At 60.7% G+C, this 25230-nt stretch carries 25 protein-coding genes; 6 read left to right on the top strand and 19 right to left on the bottom strand.

Annotated elements, in window-relative coordinates; genetic code table 11:
- Positions 1-16 precede the first annotated feature (16 nt).
- From ACVWXE_RS03965 to rpmJ, 15 genes are all read right to left on the bottom strand, one after another.
- Positions 17-1288, bottom strand: a complete 1272-nt coding sequence (locus tag ACVWXE_RS03965; RefSeq protein WP_457489642.1) for a class I SAM-dependent methyltransferase — start codon at positions 1286-1288, stop codon at positions 17-19.
- A gap of 52 nt (positions 1289-1340) precedes the next feature.
- Positions 1341-2462: an ABC transporter ATP-binding protein gene (locus tag ACVWXE_RS03960; RefSeq protein WP_457489641.1), complete on the bottom strand. Its 1122-nt coding sequence runs from the start codon at positions 2460-2462 to the stop codon at positions 1341-1343.
- A 245-nt stretch (positions 2463-2707) separates the two neighbouring features.
- Positions 2708-3148: an Hsp20/alpha crystallin family protein gene (locus ACVWXE_RS03955; protein WP_414343518.1), complete on the bottom strand. Its 441-nt coding sequence runs from the start codon at positions 3146-3148 to the stop codon at positions 2708-2710.
- A 175-nt stretch (positions 3149-3323) separates the two neighbouring features.
- The gene (locus ACVWXE_RS03950; protein ID WP_011433198.1) at positions 3324-3635 is read right to left on the bottom strand and encodes a PepSY domain-containing protein; all 312 of its coding nucleotides are present in this window, start codon (positions 3633-3635) and stop codon (positions 3324-3326) included.
- A gap of 67 nt (positions 3636-3702) precedes the next feature.
- The gene (gene acnB, locus ACVWXE_RS03945; RefSeq protein ID WP_457489640.1) at positions 3703-6327 is read right to left on the bottom strand and encodes a bifunctional aconitate hydratase 2/2-methylisocitrate dehydratase; all 2625 of its coding nucleotides are present in this window, start codon (positions 6325-6327) and stop codon (positions 3703-3705) included.
- Positions 6328-6429: 102 nt separating this feature from the next.
- Positions 6430-7512: a peptide chain release factor 1 gene (gene prfA / locus ACVWXE_RS03940; RefSeq protein WP_457489639.1), complete on the bottom strand. Its 1083-nt coding sequence runs from the start codon at positions 7510-7512 to the stop codon at positions 6430-6432.
- A gap of 163 nt (positions 7513-7675) precedes the next feature.
- Complete coding sequence (rpmE, locus tag ACVWXE_RS03935; protein ID WP_011433195.1) at positions 7676-7900, bottom strand: 50S ribosomal protein L31; 225 nt, start codon at positions 7898-7900, stop codon at positions 7676-7678.
- Between the two features lie 76 nt (positions 7901-7976).
- Positions 7977-8387 (bottom strand): 30S ribosomal protein S9, encoded by a 411-nt coding sequence (rpsI, locus tag ACVWXE_RS03930; RefSeq protein ID WP_011433194.1) that lies wholly within the window; start codon positions 8385-8387, stop codon positions 7977-7979.
- A complete protein-coding gene (gene rplM / locus ACVWXE_RS03925; RefSeq protein WP_011433193.1) occupies positions 8384-8839 on the bottom strand; it encodes a 50S ribosomal protein L13 in 456 nt (151 codons plus the stop codon). Before rplM ends, rpsI begins: the two co-directional genes overlap by 4 nt.
- 45 nt (positions 8840-8884) lie before the next feature.
- Positions 8885-9742, bottom strand: coding sequence for a tRNA pseudouridine(38-40) synthase TruA (gene truA, locus ACVWXE_RS03920; RefSeq protein ID WP_414331177.1), 858 nt, complete (start codon positions 9740-9742; stop codon positions 8885-8887).
- Between the two features lie 13 nt (positions 9743-9755).
- Complete coding sequence (gene rplQ / locus ACVWXE_RS03915) at positions 9756-10106, bottom strand: 50S ribosomal protein L17 (RefSeq protein ID WP_011433191.1); 351 nt, start codon at positions 10104-10106, stop codon at positions 9756-9758.
- A 95-nt stretch (positions 10107-10201) separates the two neighbouring features.
- Positions 10202-11209, bottom strand: coding sequence for a DNA-directed RNA polymerase subunit alpha (locus ACVWXE_RS03910; RefSeq protein ID WP_457489638.1), 1008 nt, complete (start codon positions 11207-11209; stop codon positions 10202-10204).
- Positions 11210-11359: 150 nt separating this feature from the next.
- The gene (gene rpsK, locus ACVWXE_RS03905) at positions 11360-11746 is read right to left on the bottom strand and encodes a 30S ribosomal protein S11 (RefSeq protein WP_011433189.1); all 387 of its coding nucleotides are present in this window, start codon (positions 11744-11746) and stop codon (positions 11360-11362) included.
- A gap of 84 nt (positions 11747-11830) precedes the next feature.
- Positions 11831-12214, bottom strand: coding sequence for a 30S ribosomal protein S13 (gene rpsM, locus ACVWXE_RS03900; RefSeq protein WP_011433188.1), 384 nt, complete (start codon positions 12212-12214; stop codon positions 11831-11833).
- Between the two features lie 223 nt (positions 12215-12437).
- Positions 12438-12554 (bottom strand): 50S ribosomal protein L36, encoded by a 117-nt coding sequence (gene rpmJ, locus ACVWXE_RS03895; protein ID WP_011433187.1) that lies wholly within the window; start codon positions 12552-12554, stop codon positions 12438-12440.
- A 457-nt stretch (positions 12555-13011) separates the two neighbouring features.
- Here rpmJ and ACVWXE_RS03890 point away from each other — a divergent pair, with 457 nt between their 5' ends.
- Positions 13012-14988 (top strand): carboxypeptidase regulatory-like domain-containing protein, encoded by a 1977-nt coding sequence (locus ACVWXE_RS03890; protein WP_457489637.1) that lies wholly within the window; start codon positions 13012-13014, stop codon positions 14986-14988.
- Between the two features lie 88 nt (positions 14989-15076).
- Entirely contained in the window at positions 15077-16138 is a 1062-nt protein-coding gene (locus ACVWXE_RS03885; protein WP_457489636.1) for a carboxypeptidase-like regulatory domain-containing protein, read from the top strand.
- Between the two features lie 119 nt (positions 16139-16257).
- Here ACVWXE_RS03885 and ACVWXE_RS03880 read toward each other — a convergent pair whose 3' ends face one another.
- The 3 genes from ACVWXE_RS03880 to ACVWXE_RS03870 are packed head-to-tail and all read right to left on the bottom strand — an operon-like array spanning position 16258 to position 18829.
- A complete protein-coding gene (locus ACVWXE_RS03880; protein WP_457489635.1) occupies positions 16258-16866 on the bottom strand; it encodes a hypothetical protein in 609 nt (202 codons plus the stop codon).
- Positions 16845-17267, bottom strand: a complete 423-nt coding sequence (locus tag ACVWXE_RS03875; RefSeq protein WP_457489634.1) for a thioesterase family protein — start codon at positions 17265-17267, stop codon at positions 16845-16847. The genes ACVWXE_RS03880 and ACVWXE_RS03875 overlap by 22 nt, the downstream gene beginning before the upstream one ends.
- Positions 17267-18829 carry a hypothetical protein gene (locus ACVWXE_RS03870; RefSeq protein ID WP_457489633.1) on the bottom strand — a complete coding sequence of 521 codons (1563 nt, stop codon included), beginning with the start codon at positions 18827-18829 and terminating at the stop codon, positions 17267-17269. The genes ACVWXE_RS03875 and ACVWXE_RS03870 overlap by 1 nt, the downstream gene beginning before the upstream one ends.
- Positions 18830-19350: 521 nt before the next feature.
- Here ACVWXE_RS03870 and ACVWXE_RS03865 point away from each other — a divergent pair.
- From ACVWXE_RS03865 to ACVWXE_RS03855, 3 genes are all read left to right on the top strand, one after another.
- The gene (locus tag ACVWXE_RS03865; RefSeq protein WP_457489632.1) at positions 19351-21381 is read left to right on the top strand and encodes a tetratricopeptide repeat protein; all 2031 of its coding nucleotides are present in this window, start codon (positions 19351-19353) and stop codon (positions 21379-21381) included.
- Between the two features lie 453 nt (positions 21382-21834).
- A complete protein-coding gene (gene aroB, locus ACVWXE_RS03860; RefSeq protein WP_457489631.1) occupies positions 21835-22971 on the top strand; it encodes a 3-dehydroquinate synthase in 1137 nt (378 codons plus the stop codon).
- A gap of 34 nt (positions 22972-23005) precedes the next feature.
- Positions 23006-24013 carry an aspartate-semialdehyde dehydrogenase gene (locus ACVWXE_RS03855; protein ID WP_457489630.1) on the top strand — a complete coding sequence of 336 codons (1008 nt, stop codon included), beginning with the start codon at positions 23006-23008 and terminating at the stop codon, positions 24011-24013.
- Here ACVWXE_RS03855 and ACVWXE_RS03850 read toward each other — a convergent pair.
- Entirely contained in the window at positions 24010-24909 is a 900-nt protein-coding gene (locus ACVWXE_RS03850) for a DUF7933 domain-containing protein (protein WP_457489629.1), read from the bottom strand. The two genes, ACVWXE_RS03855 and ACVWXE_RS03850, sit on opposite strands and share 4 nt — an antisense overlap.
- 97 nt (positions 24910-25006) lie before the next feature.
- Between ACVWXE_RS03850 and ACVWXE_RS03845 the strand changes: the two genes are divergently transcribed.
- Positions 25007-25230, top strand: a 224-nt coding sequence (locus ACVWXE_RS03845) for a transposase (protein WP_457489628.1), incomplete at its 3' end; no start/stop codon positions are given.

The raw sequence follows: 25230 nt of genomic DNA, 5'->3' as shown, positions 1-25230 counted from the left end.
GAGGGAGCAAGTCCTGTTAACGCAGGGGCGAGTGCAACAGCACCACCAGCCGCTCTTCCAGGAACTTGAGATTGGCCACCACTTGGTTAAAGGCCTCTTCGGGGGTCCAATCCATGAGATCTAGCGCCTTGGCCGCCAGGGCCTGTACAGGAACAGGCTCTTCTCCAAAAACATCGATCAACCAGCGCACCGAGAAGGGATCGATGGTGATGTTGCCCTCGGAGCCGGGCCAGCCGTTGATGTTGACCGGGCCATTGTCGCGGATGGCATTCTCAAAGGCAGCTTTGGCATTGAGCCTCAGCAGCAGGGGATGGGCGTGTACCGAGCCATTTCTCCATTCCTCGTTGCTGAAGGGTTGAGGAGAAGTCGCCCCGGTGGGGTGGCCACACCAGAAGTCGATCAGGCGGGTCAGGTTAGGAAAGATTAACTCGATAAAGTGCAGCAGCTCCTCCTGGTTGAGCTTTTTGATTTGCCGCAGAGCGTAGGGAACGGGCTTGGTGAGGACCCGCTCCAGCTTCCACTGCTGCCAATTGACCATGCTGATGAACTCCAGCCCGGCCTGGCGCAGCATCTCAAACACCTGGGGCACCGTAAAGCCTTTGTCGCTGCGCAGCAGGAAGTTGGCCAGGATCCCATTGGTGGTTTTGATGGCATCCCCCTGCCAGTGGCTTTTGACGAAGCTGCCCTCGTGAAGGGCATCCATCAGCTCCCTGAGGATGGGAACGGCTTTGGCAGCCGGCTCATCCATCACCCCCAGCAGCTCCATGGCATCCTGCATGTTGAAAATAAACTGGCGCTGGTAAAGGCTGTGGACATTGGTGCGGATGATGCCGTCCGGTTTGAGCACCTGGCACATGCCTTTCAGCCCCGCCACCGGATCGTCCAGCAGGTAGAGCACGTCATTGCAGGCGATGAAATCGAACTGCTCCCCCAAGGCCCTCAGGTCGGTGATGTCCATCACCTCGAAGCGCACGTCTGGAATCTGGTGAAACTCAAAGCGCTGCCGGGCCATTTTCAGGGATTCTGCCGAGATGTCCACCCCGACGAAGGTGGCACCCGGATTGGCCGTGGCCAGCACGAGGGTCTCCCAGCCGGAGCCACAGCCGGCGTTGAGCATCACTTTGCCCTCGGGTTTGACCACCTTGCGGTTGCGGCGATAGTAAGCGGTGGTGAGGCTGTTGGCAAACAGCGCGAAGTTATCCGTAACCGTCTGCTCAATCGGGACATTCGGGTAGGGAAATTCGTCAAACTGCGCCTGAACCAAGCGGGACGTCGATTGCTCCGGCATAGGGATCCCTGCCTCTGTAGGACTGATTAGGATTCTAAAGCGATTCCAGGGTTTAACCTAGGCGCTGCTCGGTTTCGGGATCGAACAGGTGGAAGCGCTCCATGTCGAAGATCACTTCCGCCCACTGGTTGACGCGCAGCTGGGTACGGGGATCCACGCGGGCCACAAACTCCTGCTCGGCCAGGATCCCTTCTCGGTCGCTGGTGCTGAGATAGAGGATTACTTCATGGCCCACCAGCTCCGTTACCGAGACCTTAGCCCGCACCGGGGCAGGTTGGATCCCTGGGGGTTGGTAGTGGGGATCGTGGATGTTTTCCGGGCGGATGCCGAAGATGACCGACTTGCCGACGTATTGCCAATAGGGCTCTGCCTGGTGGGGCGGGATGGCCACGCGGAAGGCGCCGGTATCGATCCAGAGGGTGCCCTCCTGCTCCCGCAGCTTGGCCTGGAAGAAATTCATGGCGGGGCTGCCGATGAACCCGGCCACAAACAGGTTGGCCGGGCGGGTGTAGAGGGTGTGGGGGGTATCCACCTGCTGCAGGCGGCCATCCTTCATGACGGCGATGCGGTTGCCCATGGTCATGGCCTCCACCTGGTCGTGGGTAACGTAGATAAAGGTGGTGCCCAGTTGCATGTGCAACTTGCTGATCTCGGCCCGCGCCTGTACCCGCAGCTTGGCATCCAAGTTGGAGAGGGGCTCATCCATCAAAAACACCGCCGGATTGCGCACGATGGCCCGCCCGACGGCAACCCGCTGCCGTTGCCCACCCGAAAGTTCCTTGGGCTTGCGGTTGAGCAGGTGTTCGATCCCAAGGCGCTTGGCCACCCCCCTAACCCGGCTTTCGATCTCCGCCCGTGGCAGGCCGCGCAGCTTGAGGCCAAAGGCCATGTTCTCGGCCACGGTCATGTGGGGGTAGAGGGCATAGGATTGGAAGACCATGGCGATATCCCGATCCTTGGGGGGGACATCGTTCACCCGTCGATCGCCAATGTAGATGGAGCCGGCGCTCACTTCTTCCAAGCCGGCCAGCATGCGCAGGGAGGTGGTTTTGCCGCAGCCGGAGGGGCCGACAAAGACGAGAAATTCCCCGTCTTCGACGGTGATGTTCAGGTCATGGACGGCGGTGGTGTCTCTGTAGCGCTTGGTAACGTGTTCGTAGGTAACGCTGGCCATGCTCTCAACCTTGGCTCCGTTGCGCACTCAAACCCTATCCAAAGCGGCGGGCAAAAGTCAAATCGAGTTGAGTTGAGTTCGCTAGGGAAGGCTGGGGATCCCTGCAGCGAACCCGATTTATTCCTGCTTGAAATGAGCGCAAGCTGAAAAACCAAAACGCAAGAAAGATTAAAAAAAGGTAGGCTCATCGCCTACCTCTAGGAGATCCTTTTTCCCATTGGGAAACTGCCCAACCTCTCGGCCTATCAGGAGACAACGCTCACTTTGACCACTTGGGCTTTTTCAGAGTCCGCTTTGGGCAGAGTCAGGGTGAGGATCCCATCTTTGTATTCGGCTTTCACCTGATCGTGTTTGATCCGGCTCGGCAGCGGGATCACCCGTTGGAAGCGCCCGTAACGGAATTCAGTCCGGGTTACCCCTTTGTCTTCAGAGCGCTTCTCAAATCGCCGTTCCCCGGTGATGGAGACCGCTTCGGCTGTCGCTTGGATATCCAAGTCGTTGGGGTTCAAGCCGGGCAGCTCCAGCTTCAGGGTAATGGTTTCGGGATCATCGTGCATCTCCACTGCCGGCATGAAGGCAAAGCCGTCGGCCTCGGTGGTGCGAGGGATCAGCCGGTCGAACATCCGGTTCATTTCCCGTTGAATTTCGTCAATTTCACGAAATGGATCCCAGCGGACAAGAGCCATAGAGCATCCTCCTCTGTTACTTTGCTTTTTTGACTTCCAGTTCGAGTTTGGAGCTTAGCTTTTGGGGCTCAACTTTAGAGGTGCAAGCAAAACCTCTATGCTTCTAGTTTAGTCAAATCCGTTCCGGGAAATGTAGGGTTTTCTGGAATGTTTCTTAGGTGTTTACCCTACAGGTTTATCCATCCAAAACCCTCTGGGACTCCGTATGTTTGGGGCGGCGATGGAGTTTTGTGGGTAACCACATACTGAGGCCGGTGGCCACCATCACCAGCAGCCCCAGTCCGTTTAAGAACGGGTAAACCGCTTGCAGGTCGAGGGGGCCCCACTGCCCTTTGTGGATTTGGATCAGCCAGTAGTAGTCGAAGTTTTGGTTGAGGCGGGCAATTTGATAGAGGGATCCCGTTAGCACCGTTACCACCAAAGGCAAGGCCAGGATGGGGGCAAGGGTGCGGTGGATGCGGCGGATCCTCTTTGGATTCAGGGCCATTGAGCTTTCTCCAGGGCAATGGGGCGATCCCTGCCATGCTATCAGGGCAGCTAGCCCCTATTCTCGCTCAAGAACGGCTCCTGGACAGCTCCTCCACGTGCTGCCGCGGGATGACCCGTCCTTCGTCCTCAAAGCCAGGGATCTCGTGGAAGTTGAGGTAGCGGTACAGCTCGCCGGCAAAGGGCTGGATCTTGGTGGAGACGATCTCTCGGTACTCCTCAGGGGTGGGGATCCGGCCCAAAAGGGCGCAGGCGGCGGCCAGCTCGGCGGATCCCAGATAAACCCGCGCGTCTTTGCCCATGCGGTTGTTGAAGTTGCGGGTGGAGGTGGACATGACGGTGGCCCCGTCTTCCACGCGGGCTTGGTTGCCCATACACAAGCTGCATCCCGGCATTTCCGTTCTGGCCCCGGCGGCAGCAAAGATGCCGTATACGCCTTCCGAGCGCAGTTGTGCCTCATCCATGCGGGTGGGCGGACAGATCCAGAATTGGCGCACCTTGGCCCGCCCTTGGCCTTCCAGGATTTTGGCGGCGGCGCGGTAGTGGCCGATGTTGGTCATGCAGGAGCCGATGAAAACTTCGTCAATCTTGATCGGCGTATCGGGGTTGCCGGCGGCGTGTTGGGCATGGACTTCGCTCAGGGTCATCACCTTGTCGGGATCGTTGGGGGCACAGACAATTGGCTCGGTGATGGTGCTGAGGTCGATTTCGATGACTTCGGCGTATTCAGCGTCGGCATCCGCCTCCAGGAGGGTGGGGCTGGCCAGCCAGGCTTCCATTTTGGCGATGCGCCGCAGCAAGGTTCTCGCATCCTGGTAGCCGCGGGCAATCATGTTTTTCAGCAGCACCACGTTGGAGCGCAGATATTCTGAGACCGTCTCGAGGCTCAGCTGGATGGTACAGCCGGCACAGTTGCGCTCTGCCGAGGCATCGGTAAACTCGAAGGCCTGCTCCACCTTCAGATGCGGCAGGCCCTCGATCTCCATGATGCGCCCGGCAAAGACGTTTTTCTTGCCTTTTTTCTCAACGGTGAGCAGCCCCCTCTGAATGGCCACGTAGGGGATGGCATGGACAATGTCCCGCAGGGTGATCCCCGGCTGCAGTTCCCCCTTAAAGCGCACCAGCACCGATTCCGGCATGTCCAAGGGCATCACCCCCATGGCGGCGGCAAAGGCCACCAGACCGGATCCCGCCGGGAAGGAGATCCCCAAGGGGAAGCGGGTGTGGGAGTCGCCCCCGGTGCCGACGGTATCCGGCAGGAGCATGCGGTTGAGCCAGGAGTGGATAATGCCATCGCCGGGACGCAGGACAACGCCCCCGCGGGAAGCGAAAAAGTCGGGCAGCTCTTTGTGGATCTGGATGTCCACCGGCTTGGGATAGGCGGCGGTGTGGCAGAAGCTCTGCAGCACTAGGTCGGCGTTGAAGCCCAGACAGGCCAGCTCCTTCAGCTCATCGCGGGTCATGGGGCCGGTGGTGTCCTGGGATCCCACCGTGGTAATGAGGGGCTCACAACTGGTGCCCGGGCGCACGCCTGGCAGCCCACAGGCTTTGCCCACGATTTTTTGCGCTAGGGTATAGCCTTTGCCGGTGTCTGCCGGTGGAGTGGGGCGAATAAACAAGGTCGAGGGAGGCAAACCCAAGGCTTGGCGGGTTTTGTCGGTGAGGGCACGGCCAATCAACAGGGGAATACGTCCCCCCGCCCGCACTTCGTCGGGGAGGGTCACGGGCCGCAGGGAAAAGGTGGAGAGAACCTGGCCGGCCTCAGAGCGGATCACGCCTTCGTAGGGGCAAATGGTAACCACCATGCCGGTTTCCAGGCGGGAGACATCGCACTGGATGGGCAAGGCCCCGGCATCTTCGGCGGTGTTGAAGAAGATGGGCGCAATGGTGCCCCCCAGGATCACCCCCCCAGCCCGCTTGTTGGGCACATGGGGAATGTCGTGGCCGATGTGCCAGAGCAGCGAGTTGAGGGCGGATTTGCGGGAGGAGCCGGTGCCTACCACATCCCCCACAAAGGCAACGGGATGGCCGCGGCGCTTCAGCTCGGCAATGGTAACCAGGGATCCTGGAGCGCGGGACTCCAGCATGGCTTGGGCGTGGAGGGGGATATCCGGGCGGGTGGTGGCGTGGGCGGCGGGGGAAAGGTCATCGGTGTTGATCTCGCCGGCAACCTTGAACACTGTTACAGTGATTGCTGCGGCCAGGGGAGCTTTGGCGGTAAACCATTCGCCCTTGGCCCAGGACTCGATCACCTGTTGGGCATAGGCATTGCCGGACTGGCTCAGCTCCAGCACGTCGTGAAAGGCATCGAAAACCAGCAGGGTGTGGCTGAGGGCGCGGGCTGCTGCCGCTGCAATCTCACTCCGGGGATCCCGCAACAGATCCAGCAAAACCTGGACGTTGTAGCCCCCCAGCATGGTGCCCAAGAGCTCCACCGCCCGCAGGGGAGTGATCAACGGGGATTCAACCTCCTCCTTGGCCACAGCGGCCAAAAAGCCCGCTTTCACATAGGCGGCTTCATCGACCCCCGGCGGGACGCGCTCTGTTAAGAGGTGCAACAAAAAGGCCTCTTCGCCGGCAGGCGGGGCCTTCAGCAGCTCGCACACCTGGCTGGTCTGGGCAGCGTTTAAGGGCAGCGGCGGGATCCCTTGGGCCTCGCGGGCAGCGGCGTGTTGGCGGTATTCGGCCAGCATGGGGGTTTAGGCACTCGACGTGGGTATTTATTCTACCGCTAGCTCGGCAGAGGAAAGGTCCTCGAGAAGGGATCCCATTCGCTGGCGGTAACTCAGTTTGGCCTAGGATAGCTCCGCCAACAGCTCTTTTTGGTAAAGGCCAATACAAGCCTGGATCAAGTCGTCCAGCTCCCCATCCAAGATGGGCTGCAGAGGGAAATTCTGGTTGAGGCGGTGGTCGGTAACGCGGTTGTCCTTGTAGTTGTAGGTGCGAATTTTTTCCGAGCGGGATCCCGTTCCCACCTGCATGCGCCGAGCAGAGCTAATGGAGGCCTGTTGCTCCTGCAGCTTCATCTCGTAGAGTTTGGCCCGCAAAATCTGCATGGCCCGCTGGCGGTTCTGCAGTTGGGAACGCTCCTCGGTACAAAACACCCGGATCCCGGTGGGCTTGTGGAGAAGATCCACCGCCGTCTCCACCTTGTTCACGTTTTGGCCGCCTGCCCCCCCGGAACGTGCCGTTTTGATTTCGATGTCTTTCGGGTCGATGACCACCTCCACCTCGTCCACCTCTGGCATCACCGCCACCGTGGCCGTCGAGGTGTGGACACGGCCTTGCGCTTCGGTGACGGGCACCCGCTGCACCCGATGCACGCCGGCTTCAAACTTGAGCTTGCTGTACACCTGATCCCCTTGAATCTCCAGGATCGCCTCTTTGTAGCCCCCCAGCTCTCCTTCCGAGAGGCTCGCCAGACGCACCGACCAGCCCAGCTTTTCGGCGTAGCGGGTGTACATGCGGGCCAGATCCGCCGCCCACAGCGCCGCCTCCTCCCCACCGGTGCCGGCGCGAATCTCCAACATAATGTTTTTCTCGTCGTTGGGATCCCGGGGCAGCAGCAGCAGGGTAAGCTTCTCTTCCAATTGCTCCTGGCGGGCCCGCAGTTGCTCCAGTTCTGCTCTCGCCATCGCCTCCAGCTCTGGGTCAGAGGCCGATTCCCGCAAGAGCTCTTCCGTCTGCCTCAGCTCACGATTCAGCTTTTGCCAGTCGTGAAAGGCTTGGACAGTCGCCTCCAAGGAGGAGCGGGCCTTGGCAATCCGCTGCAGCTCAGCCGGATCGGTGGCCACGTCGGGATCTGCCAAACGCACCGTCAGCTCCTGAAAGGTGGCTTCGACGTTTTTAAGCTGATCGATCAGTTGAGCAGAAGCCATGGATCCAGTAGTAGTGGGGAAAAGCGCTCTGCACCACCTGTCCCGCCTCTGGCGGGGTTGAGGCCACGTTCACATTAGCGTTGCATAGCAACAGCGAAACAGTGCCCATCGCTTTGGAGGGGGAAGGCTTGTCTACAAGTCCGGGAAGATCCAGCAAACTCGGTTACTTGGCCTTTTTGCCACCGCTCATGCCGTATTTGCGCATGAACTTCTCCACCCGGCCTTCGCTGTCGATGATCTTCTGGCTGCCAGTGAAAAAGGGATGGTTGCCCGACCAAACATCCACCTTGAGCTCCGGCTTGGTGGATCCCACCGTCATCACCACTTCGCCGTTGCAGATGACTTTGGCTTCTGGATACCACTGCGGGTGCAATCCTTTCTTGGGCATAACCCTTTCCTCCTCTGGGCCTGTTTCTATACCCTTGTCTATCAACATCTTCCTCTAAAAACAACGGCAGGGATCCCTAGCGCTTCGAGTACTGGGGAGCCTTGCGGGCCTTGCGCAGGCCGTATTTCTTCCGCTCCACGGCGCGCGGATCCCGTTTCAGATAACCCTCTACTTTCAAAGGGCCGCGATTGGCCGGATCCACCTCGCAGAGGGCGCGCGCCACCCCCAGCTTGATCGCATCCGCCTGGCCGTGAACACCGCCGCCATGGGCTCGCACTAGGATATCGTAGGAGTTTTCCAGACCAAGGATCTCCAGCGGCCCCTTCACACTGGCCAGCAGGGCTTCTTGATACTGCAGATACTGGTCTCCCGGCCTGTCGTTGATGATGATTTTGCCCGTGCCGGGCACCAAACGCACGCGGGCAACGGCGGTTTTGCGGCGTCCGGTTCCCCAATAAACGGCTCGTTGGCTGCTCGCTTGAGTCATGCTTTGGCTCCTGGGATCGTGTTGAGGGGATAAACCTGGGGTTGCTGGGCCTCATGAGGGTGGTTTGGCCCGACATAAACCTTCAGCTTGGTGAATTGCCGCCGGCCCAAACGGGTGTGGGGCAACATTCCCTTGACCGCTTTTTCCACCACCCGCTCCGGCAGCCGCGCCTGCAGTTGGGCAAAGGTTTCCACTTTCATGCCGCCGGGACGGCCGGAGTGGCGGCGGTAGAGCTTTTGGGTGCGCTTTTTGCCGGTGACCACCACTTTCTCAGCGTTGATCACAATTACATAGTCCCCCGTATCCAGGTGAGGGGTGAAGTCCGGTTTGTGCTTACCCCGCAAGAGGGTGGCCACAGCGGCGGCCAAGCGGCCCAGGCGCTGATTGGCAGCATCCACCAGATACCAGCGGGGCGCCAGAGTCTCGGGGTTGGGAAGGGGAGTTTTGTTCATGGCAGTCAAGGAAACATATCAGGACAAGCTTGGAGATCGCCCAGATCAACCGCAGGAATGGGCCAACGCAGCCGGCGACCGGAGGGCGGAGGGAGGCTCTGTGGGCAAGGCCCAAAAGGGCGGCGAGTGGGCGAACTGTTGACCGAAGGGATCCGCAGCATAGCCCACATCCGTCAGGCACAGCCCTTGCGGAGGAGCGCTGTAGCGGGTGCGCATCTGGCTCCAGTCGTTGTGTTGCCACAGGTGGACAAACTGTGCCGGGCTGAGCTGGCCCCGGCCCACCACCTCTAGGGATCCCACCAAGAGCCGCATCATCCGGTAGAGGAAGCCGCTGGCCTGCACCTCGATGCTGATCAAGTCCCCCAGCCGCTGGCAGAGCACCTCCTGCACCTGTACCCGCGAGTGGGGCCGATCCGATCCCCGCCGCCGGAAGGCTTCCAAGCTGTGCTCCCCCAGCAGGGAATTCAGGGCTTCCGCCATCGGCTCCACCTGCAGAGGCCAACGCACTTGCCAGCTAAAGAGGCGCCAGAACACATCCGGTCGCTCCCGATTCAGAATGAGGTAGCGGTAACGGCGCCAGCGAGCCGAAAAGCGGGCGTGCCAGGAGTCAGGCACTTGAGCAGAAGCCAGCACTACCACATCTTCCGGCAGACAGTCGTTCAGCACCCTCGACCACTCCGCCGCAGGGATGCCGGAGGTGGTGTCGAAGTGGGCCACCTGGCCTGCAGCATGAACCCCCGTATCGGTGCGACCGGCCCCATAGAGGGTTACCGGATGCCCCGCCCGCGACGCAATCGCCTCCTCCAGCACCCCTTGCACGGTACGGCGGGCTGCCTGGCGCTGCCAGCCATAGAACCTGCTGCCGAGGTACTGAATTCTCAGGGCAATGCGACGGTACGGCATGGATCCCTTTCCGCTACACCAGCTCGATGACCGCCATTTCTGCTCCATCCCCCCGCCGATGCACGGTGCGCAAGATGCGGGTATAGCCACCGGGCCGATCCCGGTAGCGCTCAGGAGCCTGCTCAAACAGGGAGCGCACCAGCTCCTTGTCGTAGATGTAGGCCAGCGCCTGTCGCCGCGCCGCCAGGGATCCCTCTTTGGCCAGGGTGATCATCTTCTCGGTGGTGGCCCGAATGGCTTTGGCGCGGGCTTTGGTGGTGGTGATCCGCCCTTCCCGCAGCAGAGCCGTGGTCAGCGCCCGCATCAGGGCCTTGCGCTGGTCGGCGGGCTTATTGAGGTGGGGGGTACGACGGCGGTGGCGCATGGTAACCTCTGTCTTGCGTCCTACACTCTTCGGGGATCCTTGCGTTTTGACGCGGTTGTGCTAGCGGTGCAGATGCTTGAGACGGAACCTAAACTCTAGGCCTTGCCTTTTTCGCGGGTGCGGGGCAGTGTCAGACCAAAGCGGGCTTTCAAAGCCTGCACCACCTCTTCGGCAGACTTCTGGCCAAAGTTTTTGATCTCCAGCAGATCTTCCTCGGTATAGAGCAGCAGATCGGCCACCGTGTTGATCTGAGCTCGCTTCAGACAGTTGTAGGCCCGTACCGAGAGCTGTAGCTCCTCGATGGGGATCTGGTTTTTTTGGTTGTCCTCGGCTGGCTGGGGCGGCACAGGAGCATCGAAGCTGACCTCCTGCAGCGGTGCGAACAAGCCCACCAAAATGCGGGCCGCTTGGCTGAGGGCCTCTTGCGGGGTGAGGCTGCCGTTGGTCCAGATTTCCAATACTAGCCGATCTTTTTCCAGGAATTGGCCCACCCGAGCTGCTTCCACGGCGTAGTTCACCTTGCGCACCGGCATGAAGACAGAGTCGATCTGCAGAAAATCAATCGCCATCGCTTTGCTGTCGGAGTAATCGACGGCGCGGTAGCCATGTCCCCGGCCAATCATGAACTCCATTTCCAAAATCGCCCCTTCCGCCAGGGTGGCAATGTGGTGACGGGGGTTGATCACCTCCACGTCGCTGGGCAATTGCAGCTTCTCAGCAGTAACTTCCCCTGGCCCCTGAGCCACCAAGCGGCCCACCTGAGTCTCGGGGGAACTGGAGCGCAGCACCAGCTCCTTCATGTTTAGAAGGATCTCCATCACGTCTTCCCGCACCCCCGGCACCGTGGAAAACTCGTGGGTCACCCCGGCAATGCGTACAGCAGTCACCGCCGTCCCTTCTAGATTGGAGAGCAACACCCGCCGCAAAGCGTTGCCCACCGTGATCCCTTGGCCGCGCTCCAGTGGCCCCAGAGCAAATTTGCCGTAGTGAACGCCGTTATCATCCCGATGAGATTCAACACACTCGGTCTGGTAGGCAACAGCGCTTGAGCTCGCTCTGCTGCCCAGAGAGTGGGAGAGGGTTCGGCTGGTTTGAATCGTCATGGTGGCCCCGTCCGTCTGGCTCGATATCCGTTTGGAGAACTGATGAAACTTCGAGGTCATCTCACGCTTGGGCAGACCTTCGCTGGGGCATGGCGTAGCTCTGGAGAAAACCCCCTACAGACGCTCGACCAGCCCTCAACGCGGGATCCTTTAGACACGCCGCCGCTTGGGAGGACGGCAACCGTTGTGGGGAATGGGAGTAATATCTCGAATCAGAGTAATTTCCAGGCCCGTTGCCTGTAGAGCGCGAATGGCGGTTTCCCGACCGGCTCCCGGCCCGCTGACCATCACTTCGATCTGGCGCATGCCGTTCTCCATGGCTTGACGCGCCGCACTTTCTGCTGCCATTTGGGCGGCGAAGGGAGTGCCCTTTTTGGCCCCTTTGAAGCCCGTAGAACCTGCCGAGGCCCAAGACACCACATCGCCATTGGGATCCGTGATGGTGACGATGGTGTTGTTGAAGGTGGACTGAATGTAGGCCACCCCATTGGGGATGTTCTTTTTGACTTTACGTCCGCGCCGTTGCTGCCGAGCCATGATCCAGGTGTCCTTGCAATCGACTGTTTGGGGTTGGGATTCGGGATGGTGGAAGAGTTTTGCCTTCCGCGCAAAGCCGAGCGACTACTTCTTGGCAGGAGCTTTCTTCTTGCCGGCCACCGTTTTCCTGACCCCCTTGCGGGTGCGGGCGTTGGTGCGGGTGCGCTGACCACGCACGGGCAGACCCAGGCGATGGCGACGACCTCGATAGGTGCCGATGTCGATCAGCCGCTTGATGTTCATCGCCTCCTGGCGGCGCAGATCCCCTTCTACCTGGTATTCGCCCTCCACCACCGTTCGCAGGGCGGCCACCTCAGCGTCGGTGAGGTCGCGGGTACGAGTATCCGGATTGATACCGGTCTTCGCCAAAATCTGGCGGGAGCGGGTTAGCCCAATGCCGTAAATGTAGGTGAGGGCAATCTCCACTCGCTTTTCTCGGGGGATGTCAACTCCCGCAATCCGTGCCATAGTCAGGGGTACCTTTCAAATCAAACCAACTCGAACACACTTGCCCAGTAAGGATTGAGTTGCCTGCCTGAGATGGGATCCTCATTCAGAGAAATGTTGCTGTAGAGATGCCGGTCTTGGGATCTATGCTCGCCGAGAGATCTGGCCAACGTTTTGCTCGGTTGTGTCGGAAGCCTTTGCCTCTGTCTCCCGTTGCAGGCTGAACCCACCCACCATCGACCCTCTAGCCCTGCCGCTGCTTGTGCTTCGGGTTGGAAGAACAAATGACCATCACCCGACCGTGGCGGCGGATGACCCGGCATTTTTCGCAGATCCGACGGACGGAAGGCCGTACCTTCATGGTTGATCCTGACAAAACCAGCGAATATCCATTCTATGTTCGTCTGGGCAACCTGTCAAAATGTGTTTGGGTTTGCTGACAGCGAGCGGACAGTCGGGTTGGCTATACTGGTTGGGCGAGGATCTGATACATTCACGCTGAACTCTCCTGAACATGGTTCAGGAAAGAAGCGATCGCATCCTGCCTATCTCTGTTCGCGTCAGCGGGACGGAGTCCAAACAGGAAGGCGGTATCCCGCAAAGCCCTGAGGAATACCCCCCGAGCGCTTTCCCCCTTCACTTCCCGGCAACCGTTGCGGTGGACTCAAGGATCAGGGGGAAACTTGGTCTACTATATCCCTCTCAATGACTTTTGCCAAACCGCTTAAAGCTCAGTAAATTCAGCAAAGTTCAGGGTTTTGGGGGTTAGAGGCATGCTCCTGAGTCAAAGTAGGCGCGACTGTGGGGTGGAGAAGGCCATGCGGTGGCAATGGCTGGTTGTGCTGAGCAGCGTGCTGGGGCTGGGATCCCCTGTGTTGGGGCAAGGGATCCCTTCGCCGGAGGCAGGCTCCTCCTCTGCGGTGGAGAACTTTTCGACGGACGGGAACGGCCTGAGGACAGAGGGGGATTGGCTTTTGCCCTTGCGCAGCTCTGCCGATCGCATCGATGGGGTACCGGATCGGGGCTGGGTCGCGGTTGGGCTGTTGGAGGAGCAGGCGGTGACTCTGCTGGATGGGGCCAGCGGGGATCCCTTGTGGCAGGCGGCGGTGGGGTTTGCCCCCAGTGTGGTGCGGGTGGATGAGGCGCGGCAGGTGGTCTATGCCTCTGGCCCCAATGCCCCTGGGCTGGTGGCCCTCGATCTGCTGACGGGGGAGCTGATTCAGGCCTATGGGTTGCCGGCGGGAGTTTTGGATATTGCCGTGGATGCGGCCACAGGGCGGGTTTTTGCCTCCCTGCCCTCTGCCCAGAGTTTGGCGGTGATGGCTGCTCCCCTTCGCAGCAGCGGTGCGCAAAGCGATCCCTCAGAGCAGCCGCAAGCCCGCAATTTGCCGATGCCCGGCCCCCCCTTGGCGCTGGCCTATGATGCGGAGCGGGGATCCCTGTTTGTGGGTCTAGCCGGGGAGGATCCCCTCAGTTTGCTGGTGGTCAACCCAGACAACGGGGAGTTGTTGGCCCGTTGGCGCGGCGGCAATACTCCGGAAGCGATGGCTTTGGATGCCGAACGGCAACGCTTGGTGGTGCTCAACTCGGGCAGCCAAGACCTGACGGTGCTGGATCTGAGCCGCAGCGGCGAGGCCCTGCAGCGGGTTGGCCTGGATTGGCGACCGACGCGGCTGGCCCTTTCCCCTGATGGACGTTGGGCTTACGTGACCTCCCGCGATAGCGACCGCCTGCAGCTGGTGGATTTACAGACGGGGCGATTGGTGGCCTCGCTGCGGCTGCAGGGACAGCCGACGGGTCTGGTGATGTTGGGGGAGCGGGATCTGTGGGTGGTGGCAGCAGGGATCCCAGCTTTGCGCCGTTTGCAGGATATTCAGGCTCAAGTTGGCGACGGCGGGACAGAGGTCCTGAACGGGGGAGTCCCCTCTCCAGGCAACCGCGGTGTGGTGACCGGGCGGGTGCTGGATATTGCCGGCCAACCCGTTCAGACCGGGGTTTTGCACCTGGCCGCCACGCCAACCCAACCCAGGCAAACCGTCCGCATTGCTGCCGACGGCACTTATGTGCTGCCGGAACTGCCGGCCGGCCTGTATTTGGTAGATGTGGAGGTGCCGGGTTTTCCGCTGACCAGCACCCAGGTGGAAGTCCGGGCCGGCTTTGTCTCCACTCAGGATATTCGCCTGCCGCCAGGGGAACCGACCCGCCAGCCGGAGGGCATTGGCCTTTTGCCGGATGAACCCGTTTACTCGGATGAGCTGGCCCGCCACCTCAGCATGGCCCTGAAGGAGTTGCAGCCCCAGCGACCGGTACTGCTCTTGAAGGGGCCTCTGGGGCCGGATCCCCGGTTTGAGCCGCTTCTGCCCCTCACCCAGGGCCTGACTTTGTTGGATCGGGATGAGCGCTACACCTCCGATTTGGCCAAGCTGAAGGCCATCGGGGATGCCCTGGGATTGCGCTATATCCTCTTGACCCAGATGCAGATCTCGCGGGACTACAACCGCCAGGGCAACTCTCTGCTGAATACAGCCTTACGCTTTGTGGCCCCGACGGTGCCGGTGGAAATTCCCAATTTCACCCCCAACCAGTTGCGCAGCCGCGGGGTGGTGGTGGTGGTGGACTTGCAGAGGGATCGACCTGGGGATCGGGCTCGCTACTACGAAGCCTATGGGCGGGATGATGTGGGCGGGGATCCGATGTTTGAAGATGCGGCAGCGGGCCTATTTCGGCTGCAGGTGCGCAACATGGTGCCGGTGTTTGTCCAACAATGGCAAGCCAACAACCCCTTTTCGGGGTGAGGATCCCTGCAGCAGGATCTTGCCCTGTTCGCGTCAGGGGTGCGGAGCAGAATAGAACCGACTGCTACTACCGGATGCAACCTTCGCCATGCCTTTTTTCTTCTTTCATCCTCTCCGGCACAGGATTAGCTATCGCTACGCAACGCTCTCGCGAACAGGCAGTCTGGCCCTCTGCGGCTGGCTGGCACTGGCTTCAGGAGCGCTGGCTCAGGCTCCGGCCACCCCCATTCCGCGGTTGACGCCGTTGTTTCCCTCCCAAAACAGAGGGCAGCCCCAGGGAACAGCACGGCTGGTGGGGCAGGTGAGCAACAGCGTGGGGCAACCTGTGGCGGGGGCACAGGTGCAGTTGGAGGGCATGGAGAACCCCAATCAGCCGATTCAAACCGATGAGCGGGGCGCTTTTGAGCTAGACCAAGCCCCAGCCGGGCGTTGGCTGTTGACGGTGTGGCACCCCGACTATGAAAAGGCAGAGCAGGAGATCCTCCTGCAAGCGGGCCTGACCACCCCTGTGGATGTGGTTTTGCAGGTGCCGATTCGGCCTCAACCCCGCCGTCGCCTTGGCATTTTGGGGGTGGGAGGGTTGGAGCATACCCAACTGTTGGGCCAGCGCCTGGCCATAGAGGCGGTGCGTCTGGGCTTGATCCCCAACGGCGAGAAGGTGGTGCCCCTGGACAACCGTCGCATTCAGCCCATTTTGCAGAAGGTGGGCTGGCCCATCTACGAGCTGTTTGAGTGGGATCGCCGCAAGCCCGAAGCAGTAGGCCAATTTTTCGATTACCTGGGCCTGGAAGCCATCGTCATTGCCCGCGTCGATGTCCTCACCCGACCGGCTTCGCCAACGGAGTTGAGCCTGCGTTCCCGCAGCCGCCTGGAACTGTGGCGGTTTGATGAGCAAGGCAACCTGGTGGTAGATATCCTGGCCGAGGCCAGTCGCGATCAGGTGGAGCGGGGCAACCTCAATGCTGCCGAGTTGGCTCAGCTTTATCAAATCCAAGTCACCCAAATGGCTGCTGAGGTGGGATCCCGCTGGAAGGAGCATCACCCGCTGGCCCAGTACATAGAACTGGCTCAGGGAGAAGCCCCACCCCCACGCTCTCGCCTGGATACGGCTGTGGAGCTGCGCATCCCCTCTGCCACACCGACTCCCTAGGTCTTAATTATCCCTGCAGCACCTGCCCCCACCCCTACCAACGGCCAGGGCGAAGGGGGAGGCGGGTAGGTCATGCCTCTGTTGAATTGCTGCCCGGCGCTGCAGCCGGCCTGACCGCATCAGCGCTGCAGTTCCCCCCCCAGCGCTTTGCTCCTGACGCCAGCTGTCCCATGGGCTATTTTTGCTGGGGATCCCTTCCGATGGCGCGATAGGGCGAGCCACCCCAGTTTCAAGGCCAGCCCCAGCACCTGCCAGCCGCGCAACCGGATCACCAGGGATCCCCATCCGTGCCAACCGATGCGAGCGAAGGTCAAGCGCAGGTGTTGGGCCAACTGAGGGGGTAGAGCGGCGATTAGTCCCAAGCATTGCCCCGTCAAAGCCGGATCGGCAAAGCCAATTTCCACCCCTCCTTGCCAAGATTGGATGTGGAGCTGCTTGCCCAGCTTCCACAGGTAGGGCCAATCTCTGGGGGAGCAACGTTCTCCCCGCTGTACCGGCCAACGGCCGCGAAGGCGCAGGGATCCCCAACGCCATTCCCAGCCACGGCGGCTGCCCCGCACGGCCCAGCCTCCCCAGCCGTGCCATTTCCAGATCCAGGCAAGGGGGCCCTGCCAGGGTTTGCGGTAGCGCAGAATGAGCTGTTGAGGCCAGAACAAGAGAGTTCCCACAAAGACGGCCAGCAGCAATCCCAAAGGACTCCGTCCCGCTAACGCGAACAGCTTGAGCACCGACTGGGATCCTCCGCGGTCAATCCATAGCGGGCCAGAAAACGGGGCAAATCGACCACCAGGCAGGTGTAGGATCCCTGCATCACCAGCCGCTCCTGCTGGGTGATCTCCACCTGAAACCGAATGCGTCTTCCCTCCACGGCCACGACTTCGACCCGAACCTGCAAGGGATCCCCCGCCACCGCTGCCGACCGATGCTCCAAGGCAAAGCGGATCCCGACCGCCGCTTCCTCCGGCTCGTAGAAGGGCTGCAAGGTGTTGTGGCCGCACCGCTCGATCAACGTCAACAAAGCCGGGGATCCGATCACCTTCACACCGGGGTTGCCCAGGGCTGCAGCGGTTTGTTCTGGGCCGAGGATCCCTTGCCAGGTGCCGAGGGTGCCCAGGGGAACAGGTTTCATCAGCGGGCGGGGGCGCGCATTCTCCTGGATTGCCACAGGCTCCAGCCTTGCCAGAGCAGGAGAATCAACGCCAGGATCCCGACCACCCCGGCCAGCACCAGCGCCCGTTCCAGGCGGGTGGCATGGAAGCCGGTTACCGTCCAATCGCGGCTGAGGTTGGATCCCAGAATGGCGAGCGTGGCCAGAGCCAAACCAAGGACTCCGTCCCGCTGCCGCGAATGGATCCCTGGAGATTCCGCCCCTCTTCCCTCCTGCTGCAGGAGGATGGGCTGCAGCGCCGCCAGGATCAAAGCAGTCATCAAAGCTCCCAATAGGAAGGCCGCTTGCGGCTGAGCGTGAATGAAGTAGCCCACCCCCACCGGCAAAGCCAGGCTGGCCAGCGTCAGGGCGATCCCCGTCTGCAGGGGTTTGTCTGGCCCGTATAGCCAGTGCAGGAGCGCCGCCAGCGCCATGCCCGCCATGCCCAGGTACAGCGCCGCCGACACATAGGGCTGGGTGAGGTCGATCCCGGCAACCTGCAGGTTGAACTGGTGCAACAGGTTTTGCAGCAGAGGGCGGGCCGACAAAAACAAAGCGGCCATGGCCCCCCAACGGCTGGGAAAAGCCAGACATCCCAGCCCCAAGAGGGCCGCCCCGTAGGATCCCCCCAGCCGCAACGCCAGCAGCGCTCCTCCCCCCACCAGCGTTAGGCCCACGCAGGCCCGCCAGAGCAGCCGTCCTTGTTGCTCGGCAACGCTGACGCGACCGGCTGAAGCCTCCGGCCCGCTGACATGAGCAGGTTCCCCTGCCGGCGCAGGGATCCCCTGTCCCGTCTGGTTCTCCAAGGCAAGCAAGGCCCACGAGAGCAGCACCCCCACCCCGTAGAGCAAGGCCCAGAAGGGATCCTGGTATAGGCCGTTGCGGGTCAAGGCCAAGGCCAGCGCCAACGCCACCAGCCACCCCACCCCATGCCCCACTGCCGACAGCAGCCCGGGGGAGTCTTCTGAGGCGGTCAAGAGGGGCACAGTGCCTGCCACCAAGCTGAGGGCGGCCAGCCCCACCGGCAACAGCACCTGCCAAGGGAGATCCGGCTGGGATCCCATCTCCAGCAGGCGAGATCCCCAGGTTATGGCGGCAATGCCGCTCCACCCCTGGCCCAGCGCCATCAGCAAGGACAGAGCTTCTGTTTCGGCCAAGACCCCCAGCAAAGGGATCCCCACCAAGCCCATCCCCAGGCCGCAGCCCCACAGAAAGAGCATTCCATGTTGCTCCGCAACGCTGATGCGACCGGGGGAGCCGATAGCCAGACTTTGCCAGGCCGCCAAACTGAGCAACAGCACCACCAGCCCTTGCCCGGCCCGACCGCAGCCACTCAACCCCAGTAAACCCACCCCCACCAGGCCCCCCAACAACAAAGCCAGGGGGATCAGATCCGGCAACTGACCCAGCCAGCACCCCAGCGCCGCCAAGGCCACCAAGCCCAGCCCCACTGCCGGTTGCCAGCGGCGAACGGATCCCCAGCGGCGATATCGAATCGCTTCCAACAGCAAGACCACCAAGCCAATCGCGGCCGCAATCGCCAAAACTCCACCCAGCACGTGCTCCCTGATACATTCACGCTGAACTCTCCTGAACATGGTTCAGGAAAGAAGCGATCGCATCCTGCCTATCTCTGTTCGCGTCAGCGGGACGGAGTCCAAACAGGAAGGCGGTATCCCGCAAAGCCCTGAGGAATACCCCCCGAGCGCTTTCCCCCTTCACTTCCCGGCAACCGTTGCGGTGGACTCAAGGATCAGGGGGAAACTTGGTCTACTATATCCCTCTCAATGACTTTTGCCAAACCGCCTAAAGCTCAGTAAATTCAGCAAAGTTCAGGGTTTTGGGGGTTAGAGGCATGCTCCTTTCAAGCCCTGCACCAACTATCGCCTATCGTTGTCCGCTCATCATCGCCATTCGCAGAAGCGTCGCGTAGGGATAAGGTTTGCTCCTTGCCCCAGACTCGGTGGAGGGCAGTGCCCCGCACCGCTAGTGCGTTTGCGTTTGTGAAAGCGTCGCGTGGCGATAACGCAAAGATAAGCTGGAGAAGATCAGCGAGCGGGCGTTCATGTCTTCAGAGCATTACAAGTTCGACCTTTTCTTGCGCTACCACCGAGAGCAAGCCCGGTGGGCGCGTCAACTGGCGGAGCGGCTGGATCGCGAGGGGTTCAAAGTCTGGTTTGACCGCTGGATGCTGCAGCCGGGGGATAACCGCAAGCTGGAGCTGCAACTGGCCATCGAACAATGCCGTTGGGTGGGAGTGGTGGCCTCTCCAGAGTTTGTTGCCGATCCCTGGCCCAGGGATGAGCTGTACAGCGGGTTTCCCCATGCCCCGGCACGACAAAACCAGCGCCTGCTGACGCTGCTGCACACCCCCACTGAGCTACCCCGCCCCCTGGAAGAGGCGCCCCTGCTGGATTTTACCGGCTCAGAAGAGGATCCGGTGCTGTTTGAGTACCGCGCCTTGGAGCTAATGCACTTTTTGGATCCCAGCTTCCCTGCCCCCGGGGATCTGCAGCGGTTCCGGCTGCAATACCGCCGCCGTGAGGGGAAAGAGTCCCTGGAAGATGAAGAGGTGCGGGGATTTCAGGCCTTTTTGCGGGCCATCCAGATGGCCATCCTGCGCATTGCCACAGGCGAAACCCCCTCCGCCACGCCAGAAGAAGGAGCGCGTCAGATCGCCATTTTGCAGTTCATTCAGCGGCTGTTTCAGTGGAACAGTGCCGACATCCAATTCGAGCGGGGGGAAGACTGGCGTCGCCGCGGCAACCTGACGGAAGCCCTGGCCGCCTACGACCGGGCTCTGAACATGGATCCCAACTTCGCCCTGGCTTGGAGCCGCCGTGGGGATGTGCTGGTGCAGCTGGCCCGCTACCGCGAGGCGGTGGACAGCTACAACGGATCCCTGAGCATCAACCCCTACGACGAAGAAACCCGGCTGCGCCTGGCCCTGATTCTGGGGCGCCTGGGGCAGTACAAGTCGGCGGTGGTTAACTACGACAAGGTGCTGGAGAGCAACCCGGAAGATGCTCTGGCCTGGCATAACCGCGGCATCCGCCTGCTGCAACTGAAGCGGTCTAAGCTGGCCCTGAACAGCCTGAACAAAGCGCTGCGCCACAACCCCAAGCAGCCCCGCACCTGGCTGGCCCGTGGGATCGTGTTGCGACGGCTGCGGCGGCCCAGCTCGGCAGCGGCTAGTTTTGCGCGGGTTTTGAAGCTCAACCCCAGAAGTGCGCGGGTTTGGCGCTACCAAGGCAATGCCCTCTTCCACTGCCACCGGCTGCGCTCGGCTGTCGAGTGTTACAAGCGCTCGCTGCGGCTGCGCCGCCGGGATCCCATAACCCTGCACAACTTGGGGGTGGCCCTGCTGCGCTTGGGGCAGTATCGGCTGGCCAGCAAGGCCCTAGAACGCGCTCTGCGCTACGATGCCGACAACTACAAAAGCTGGTACGCCCGCGGTGTGGCCTTCCAGAAATTGGGCTACCTGAAAGAAGCCTGTATCCACTTCGAGGAAGCCCTCAAGATCAAGCCGGAGCACTTTCCAGCCCGCTATGCCTTGGCGGTAGCTCAGCAGGAGCTGGGGCAATATGAGGCCAGCCTACGGCATTTCCAGCGCTTGGTGCAGCAGCGTCCCGGCAGTTCTGCCTGCTGGTTTGGCCAGATCACCGGCCTGCGGCGCCTGGGCCGGCTGGAAGAAGCCCGTGCCGCCTGCCAGCAGATGATCCACCTCAACGAACGGGATCCCTGGGGCTGGTTTGCCCTGGGCTTGCTCTACGGCGAGCTAAAGGATCCCGAACAAGCTGTGCAAGCCTACTCGCGGGTTTTGCAGCTCACCCCAGAAGATGCTGTGGCCCTCAACAACCGCGCCTGGGAAGCCTTGAAATTGGGGAAGCTGGAACCTGCCCTGGCAGACGCCCAACAGGCCACGCACCTGGATCCGCAGCGGCCCGCCTTTTGGCATACCCTGGGGCTGATTCAACTACGGGCCGGCCAGCGAGCAGCCGCCCAAGCCAGCTTGCAGCGCTGTCTGGAGCTGGATCCGCAATTTCAGCCGGCCCAAGCCGCCCTGCAGGACTTGGCCCAAGAAGACTCGGCCTGATACATTTACGCTGAACACTGCTGAACATCACTGTTCAACTATGCAGCGATAGCATTCTGTTTGTTTCCAAACAGAATGGCGGTATCCCGCAAAGCTTTGAGTAGAATACCCAAAGCGCAGTTTCCGTGTCGTCTTACTACCAATTTTCTGCTTTGCTTTGGCTACCATGTTGGCAGACTCGAAAGTAAACAGAAAGATCAACTGGTAGTAATCCGTACTGAACATATTTTATACATTATTTTCAGTATAGTTGAGCTTATTATTGACTAGAGTCATGCTCCCCGGCGGGAATGGCTCTGCCGGAATTGGAAACCCTCACTCCCCAACCGCAGCCGGTTGACCCCAACCCCTAGCAGGATCCCCTGGGCTTTCAGACCCCAAGGACAATGCCTGCAGCAGGCAGACGGGAGCAGAACATGCCACACTGGATCCCGCCCCCCAGGACCGACACGCATGGATCCCTATCTGATCCCTGTCAAGCTTCCCCACAGCTCCTACGACATCCTCATCCAGTCTGCGGAAGGCCCCAGCGGCCACAGCCTCATCCAGCTGGGATCCCAAATGCGAGCTAGAGGGCTTTCCGGCAAGGCTCTGGTGGTGAGCCATCCCGGCATTGCCAAACACTTTGCCGAGAAGTTGCTGCAGGGGCTGCAACAAGCGGGGTTTGCCGCCCACCTCTGCCTATTGCCTGCCGGCGAACGCTACAAAACCCTGCGCTCGGTGGCCAAGATCTACGACGCCGCCCTAGCCTTTGGCCTGGAGCGCTCCTCCACCTTGGTGGCTCTAGGAGGGGGGGTCATTGGCGACATAGTGGGGTTTGCCGCCGCCACTTGGCTGCGCGGGATCCCTTTTGTGCAGGTGCCCACCTCCCTCTTGGCGATGGTGGATGCGGCCATCGGCGGCAAGACCGGCGTCAACCATCCCCAGGGGAAAAACTTGATCGGGGCGTTTTATCAGCCGCGCCTGGTGTGGATTGATCCAACGCTATTGCAGACTCTGCCCCAGCGGGAGTTTACCTCAGCCCTAGCGGAAGTGATCAAATATGGCGTGATTCAGGCTGCCGATGTGTTTGAGTTTTTGGAAGATCGACCCCAACTGAGCCGCTATACCGACTTTACTCCCGCAGACTTGCACTACCTGCTGCGCCGCTGTGCCGAGTGCAAAGCCTGGGTGGTGCAGCAGGACGAGAAAGAAGCGGGCCTGCGGGCCATCCTCAACTACGGCCACACCCTCGGCCATGCCCTAGAAGCTGCCACCGGCTACCGCCGCTATCTGCACGGAGAAGCTGTCGCCATCGGCATGGTGGCTGCCGGGGAGATCGCCCGCCGCCTGGGTTGGTGGAGCGCCGCCGAGGCGGAGCGGCAACGACGCCTGATCGAGAAAGCAGGACTGCCCAGCCGGTGGCCGGCCGGGATCCCTTGGGAGGCAGTGCTGCAGGCAATGCAGGCCGACAAGAAAGTCAAACAGGGGCGGATTCGCTTCGTTCTGCCCCGCCGGATTGGCCAAGCGGAGCTGACCGACCAGGTGGAATTGGCAGACATTCAGGCGGCTGTAGAATCCATTACCCTCCCAGCTTTAGGGGCGTCTTGAGCCTTAAAATGAGGGGACTTGAGGATGGCAAAGCATGGGACGGCAACAACGAGTAGCCATTTTGGGAGCAACAGGGGCAGTAGGGGCAGAGCTGCTGATGCTGCTGGAAGAGCGCAACTTTCCTATAGCCGACCTCAAGCTTTTGGCCTCGCCCCGTTCAGCGGGCACTTGTTTGACCTTCAAGGGGGAGCGGATCCCGGTGGAACCAGTTTCAGAAGCGGCCTTCCGGGGCCTGGATCTGGTGCTGGCCTCTGCCGGAGCCGGTGTCTCCAAAACCTGGGCCAGAACCATCGTCGAGGCGGGGGCGGTGCTGATTGACAACTCCAGCGCCTTTCGCCTGGATCCCAATGTTCCGCTGGTGGTGCCGGAGGTCAACCCCCAGGAAGCCTTCCGTCACCAAGGGATCATTGCCAATCCCAACTGCACCACCATCCTAATGTGCGTGGCCATCTACCCCCTGCATCGCCACATCCCCCTGCGCCGCGTGGTGGCCGCTACCTATCAATCGGCCAGTGGGGCTGGGGCCAGAGCCATGCAGGAACTTCAAGAACAAACCCACGCCTACCTCCAGGGGCAGCCGTTGCAGCCCCAGGTGTTCCCTTACCCCATTGCCTTCAACCTCTTCCTCCACAACAGCCCCCTGCAAGAGAACGGCTACTGCCAGGAAGAGATGAAAATGGTCAACGAATCCCGCAAGATTATGGGATCCCCCAACCTGCGGCTGACAGCTACCTGTGTGCGGGTGCCGGTGCTGCGTACCCACGCCGAGGCCCTCAATCTAGAGTTTGAACAGCCCTTCCCTGTGGAAAAAGCCCGGCAAATCCTGGCCCAGGCCCCTGGGGTGGTGCTCATTGAAAATTGGCAGCAGAACCGCTTTCCCATGCCCATCGACGTGGCCGGCAAGGATGAAGTGGCGGTGGGCCGCATCCGCCAGGACATCTCCGAGCCCAAGGCCCTGGAGCTGTGGCTATGCGGGGATCAAATCCGCAAAGGTGCGGCCCTCAACGCTCTTCAAATTGCCGAGCTGCTTTTGAAGGACTAATTCACTACAACTGTCCAGGTTACTGGCCCCGCTGTAACAGGGGCAGCCTGAGTGCTGTTCAACGTCACCGGGGAGTTGGGGTAAGTATAGGTACCGGCTGGTGTCAAAGCTACCGCTGTTTTTACAGGGATGGTCACTGTGCAGGTTGCGCCGACAGCCACTTGTCCTCCGGTGAATTGAATGGTGTTCCCACCCACCGAGGCTGTGAGAGTGGGGGAGCCGCACGAAGGTGTAAAAATCCCCGCAGCGGCAACTTGCAAACCAGAAGACGGCGCTCCCGGCAAGGTGTGGTTAAAGGCCAAGCCCGTCAATGGAATGGCTGCGTTGTTGGTTATTGTAAACGTCAGAGTTCCATTCCCGGTAACGGGAGCTGGGCCGATTGGGCCAAGCGGGTTGGGAGAAAAGGCCATGGTAAAGGTGGGAGCTGGCACCGTTACCGTTAGGTTGATAGCCGCAGCGGTGGCATTAGGCGCTTGGTTGCTGCTCAGGGTTACCGCGGGGCTGGTCAGGGATCCCGCTGTCGTGGCTGTAACCTGAAGATCCAGGCTGATGGTGCAGCTAGCGTTGGCTGCCAATGAGCCGTTGACCAACGAGATGGAAGCGGTCGCTGGTTGAGCTATCACCGTCCCCCCACAGCCATTGTTCAGGTTATTATTGGGACTGGCAACGACCAAACCGGTAGGCAAGGTGTCGGAAAAAGCTAGACCAGTCAGGGGCAGGGCAGCGGTGTTGGTAATCGTGTAGGTCAGAGTTGTTGTGGCATTAGGGCCGGCAGCTACCGAGGTGGGGCTAAATGCCTTGCTAAAAGTCGGGGCACTCGTTGTGGGCGTAGGTGTCGGGGTTGGGGTGGGTGTTGGAGTTGGGGTCGGTGTGAGTGTCGGTGTAGGTGTAGGCACTGTCGTCCCACCGCTTCCGCCTCCACCGCAGCCGGTCAGTCCTAGGTCGTGTTGATCTTATGTTAGGATAGAGAGAACAATTTATAGAGGAAAGAGGATGAAGTTGGTTTTTTTAGATGAAAACAAATGGCAGAAGATATTGGCTTTTTTACAGACAGAAGAGAGAGTTAACATTGGGAAAGAAGCAAACTGTAAACAGTTTATTGAAGCAGTTCTTTGGATAGCACGTTCCGGTGCTCCTTGGCGCTACCTCCCAGAAGGATATGGCAAATGGTACACCATCTATCAAAGATTCCACCGGTGGAGTCGTTTTGGAGTGTG

Source organism: Thermostichus sp. MS-CIW-41, assembly GCF_054058915.1.
Note: the sequence above shows the minus strand (reverse complement) of the source record. Positions and strands in the feature narration are given on the sequence as shown.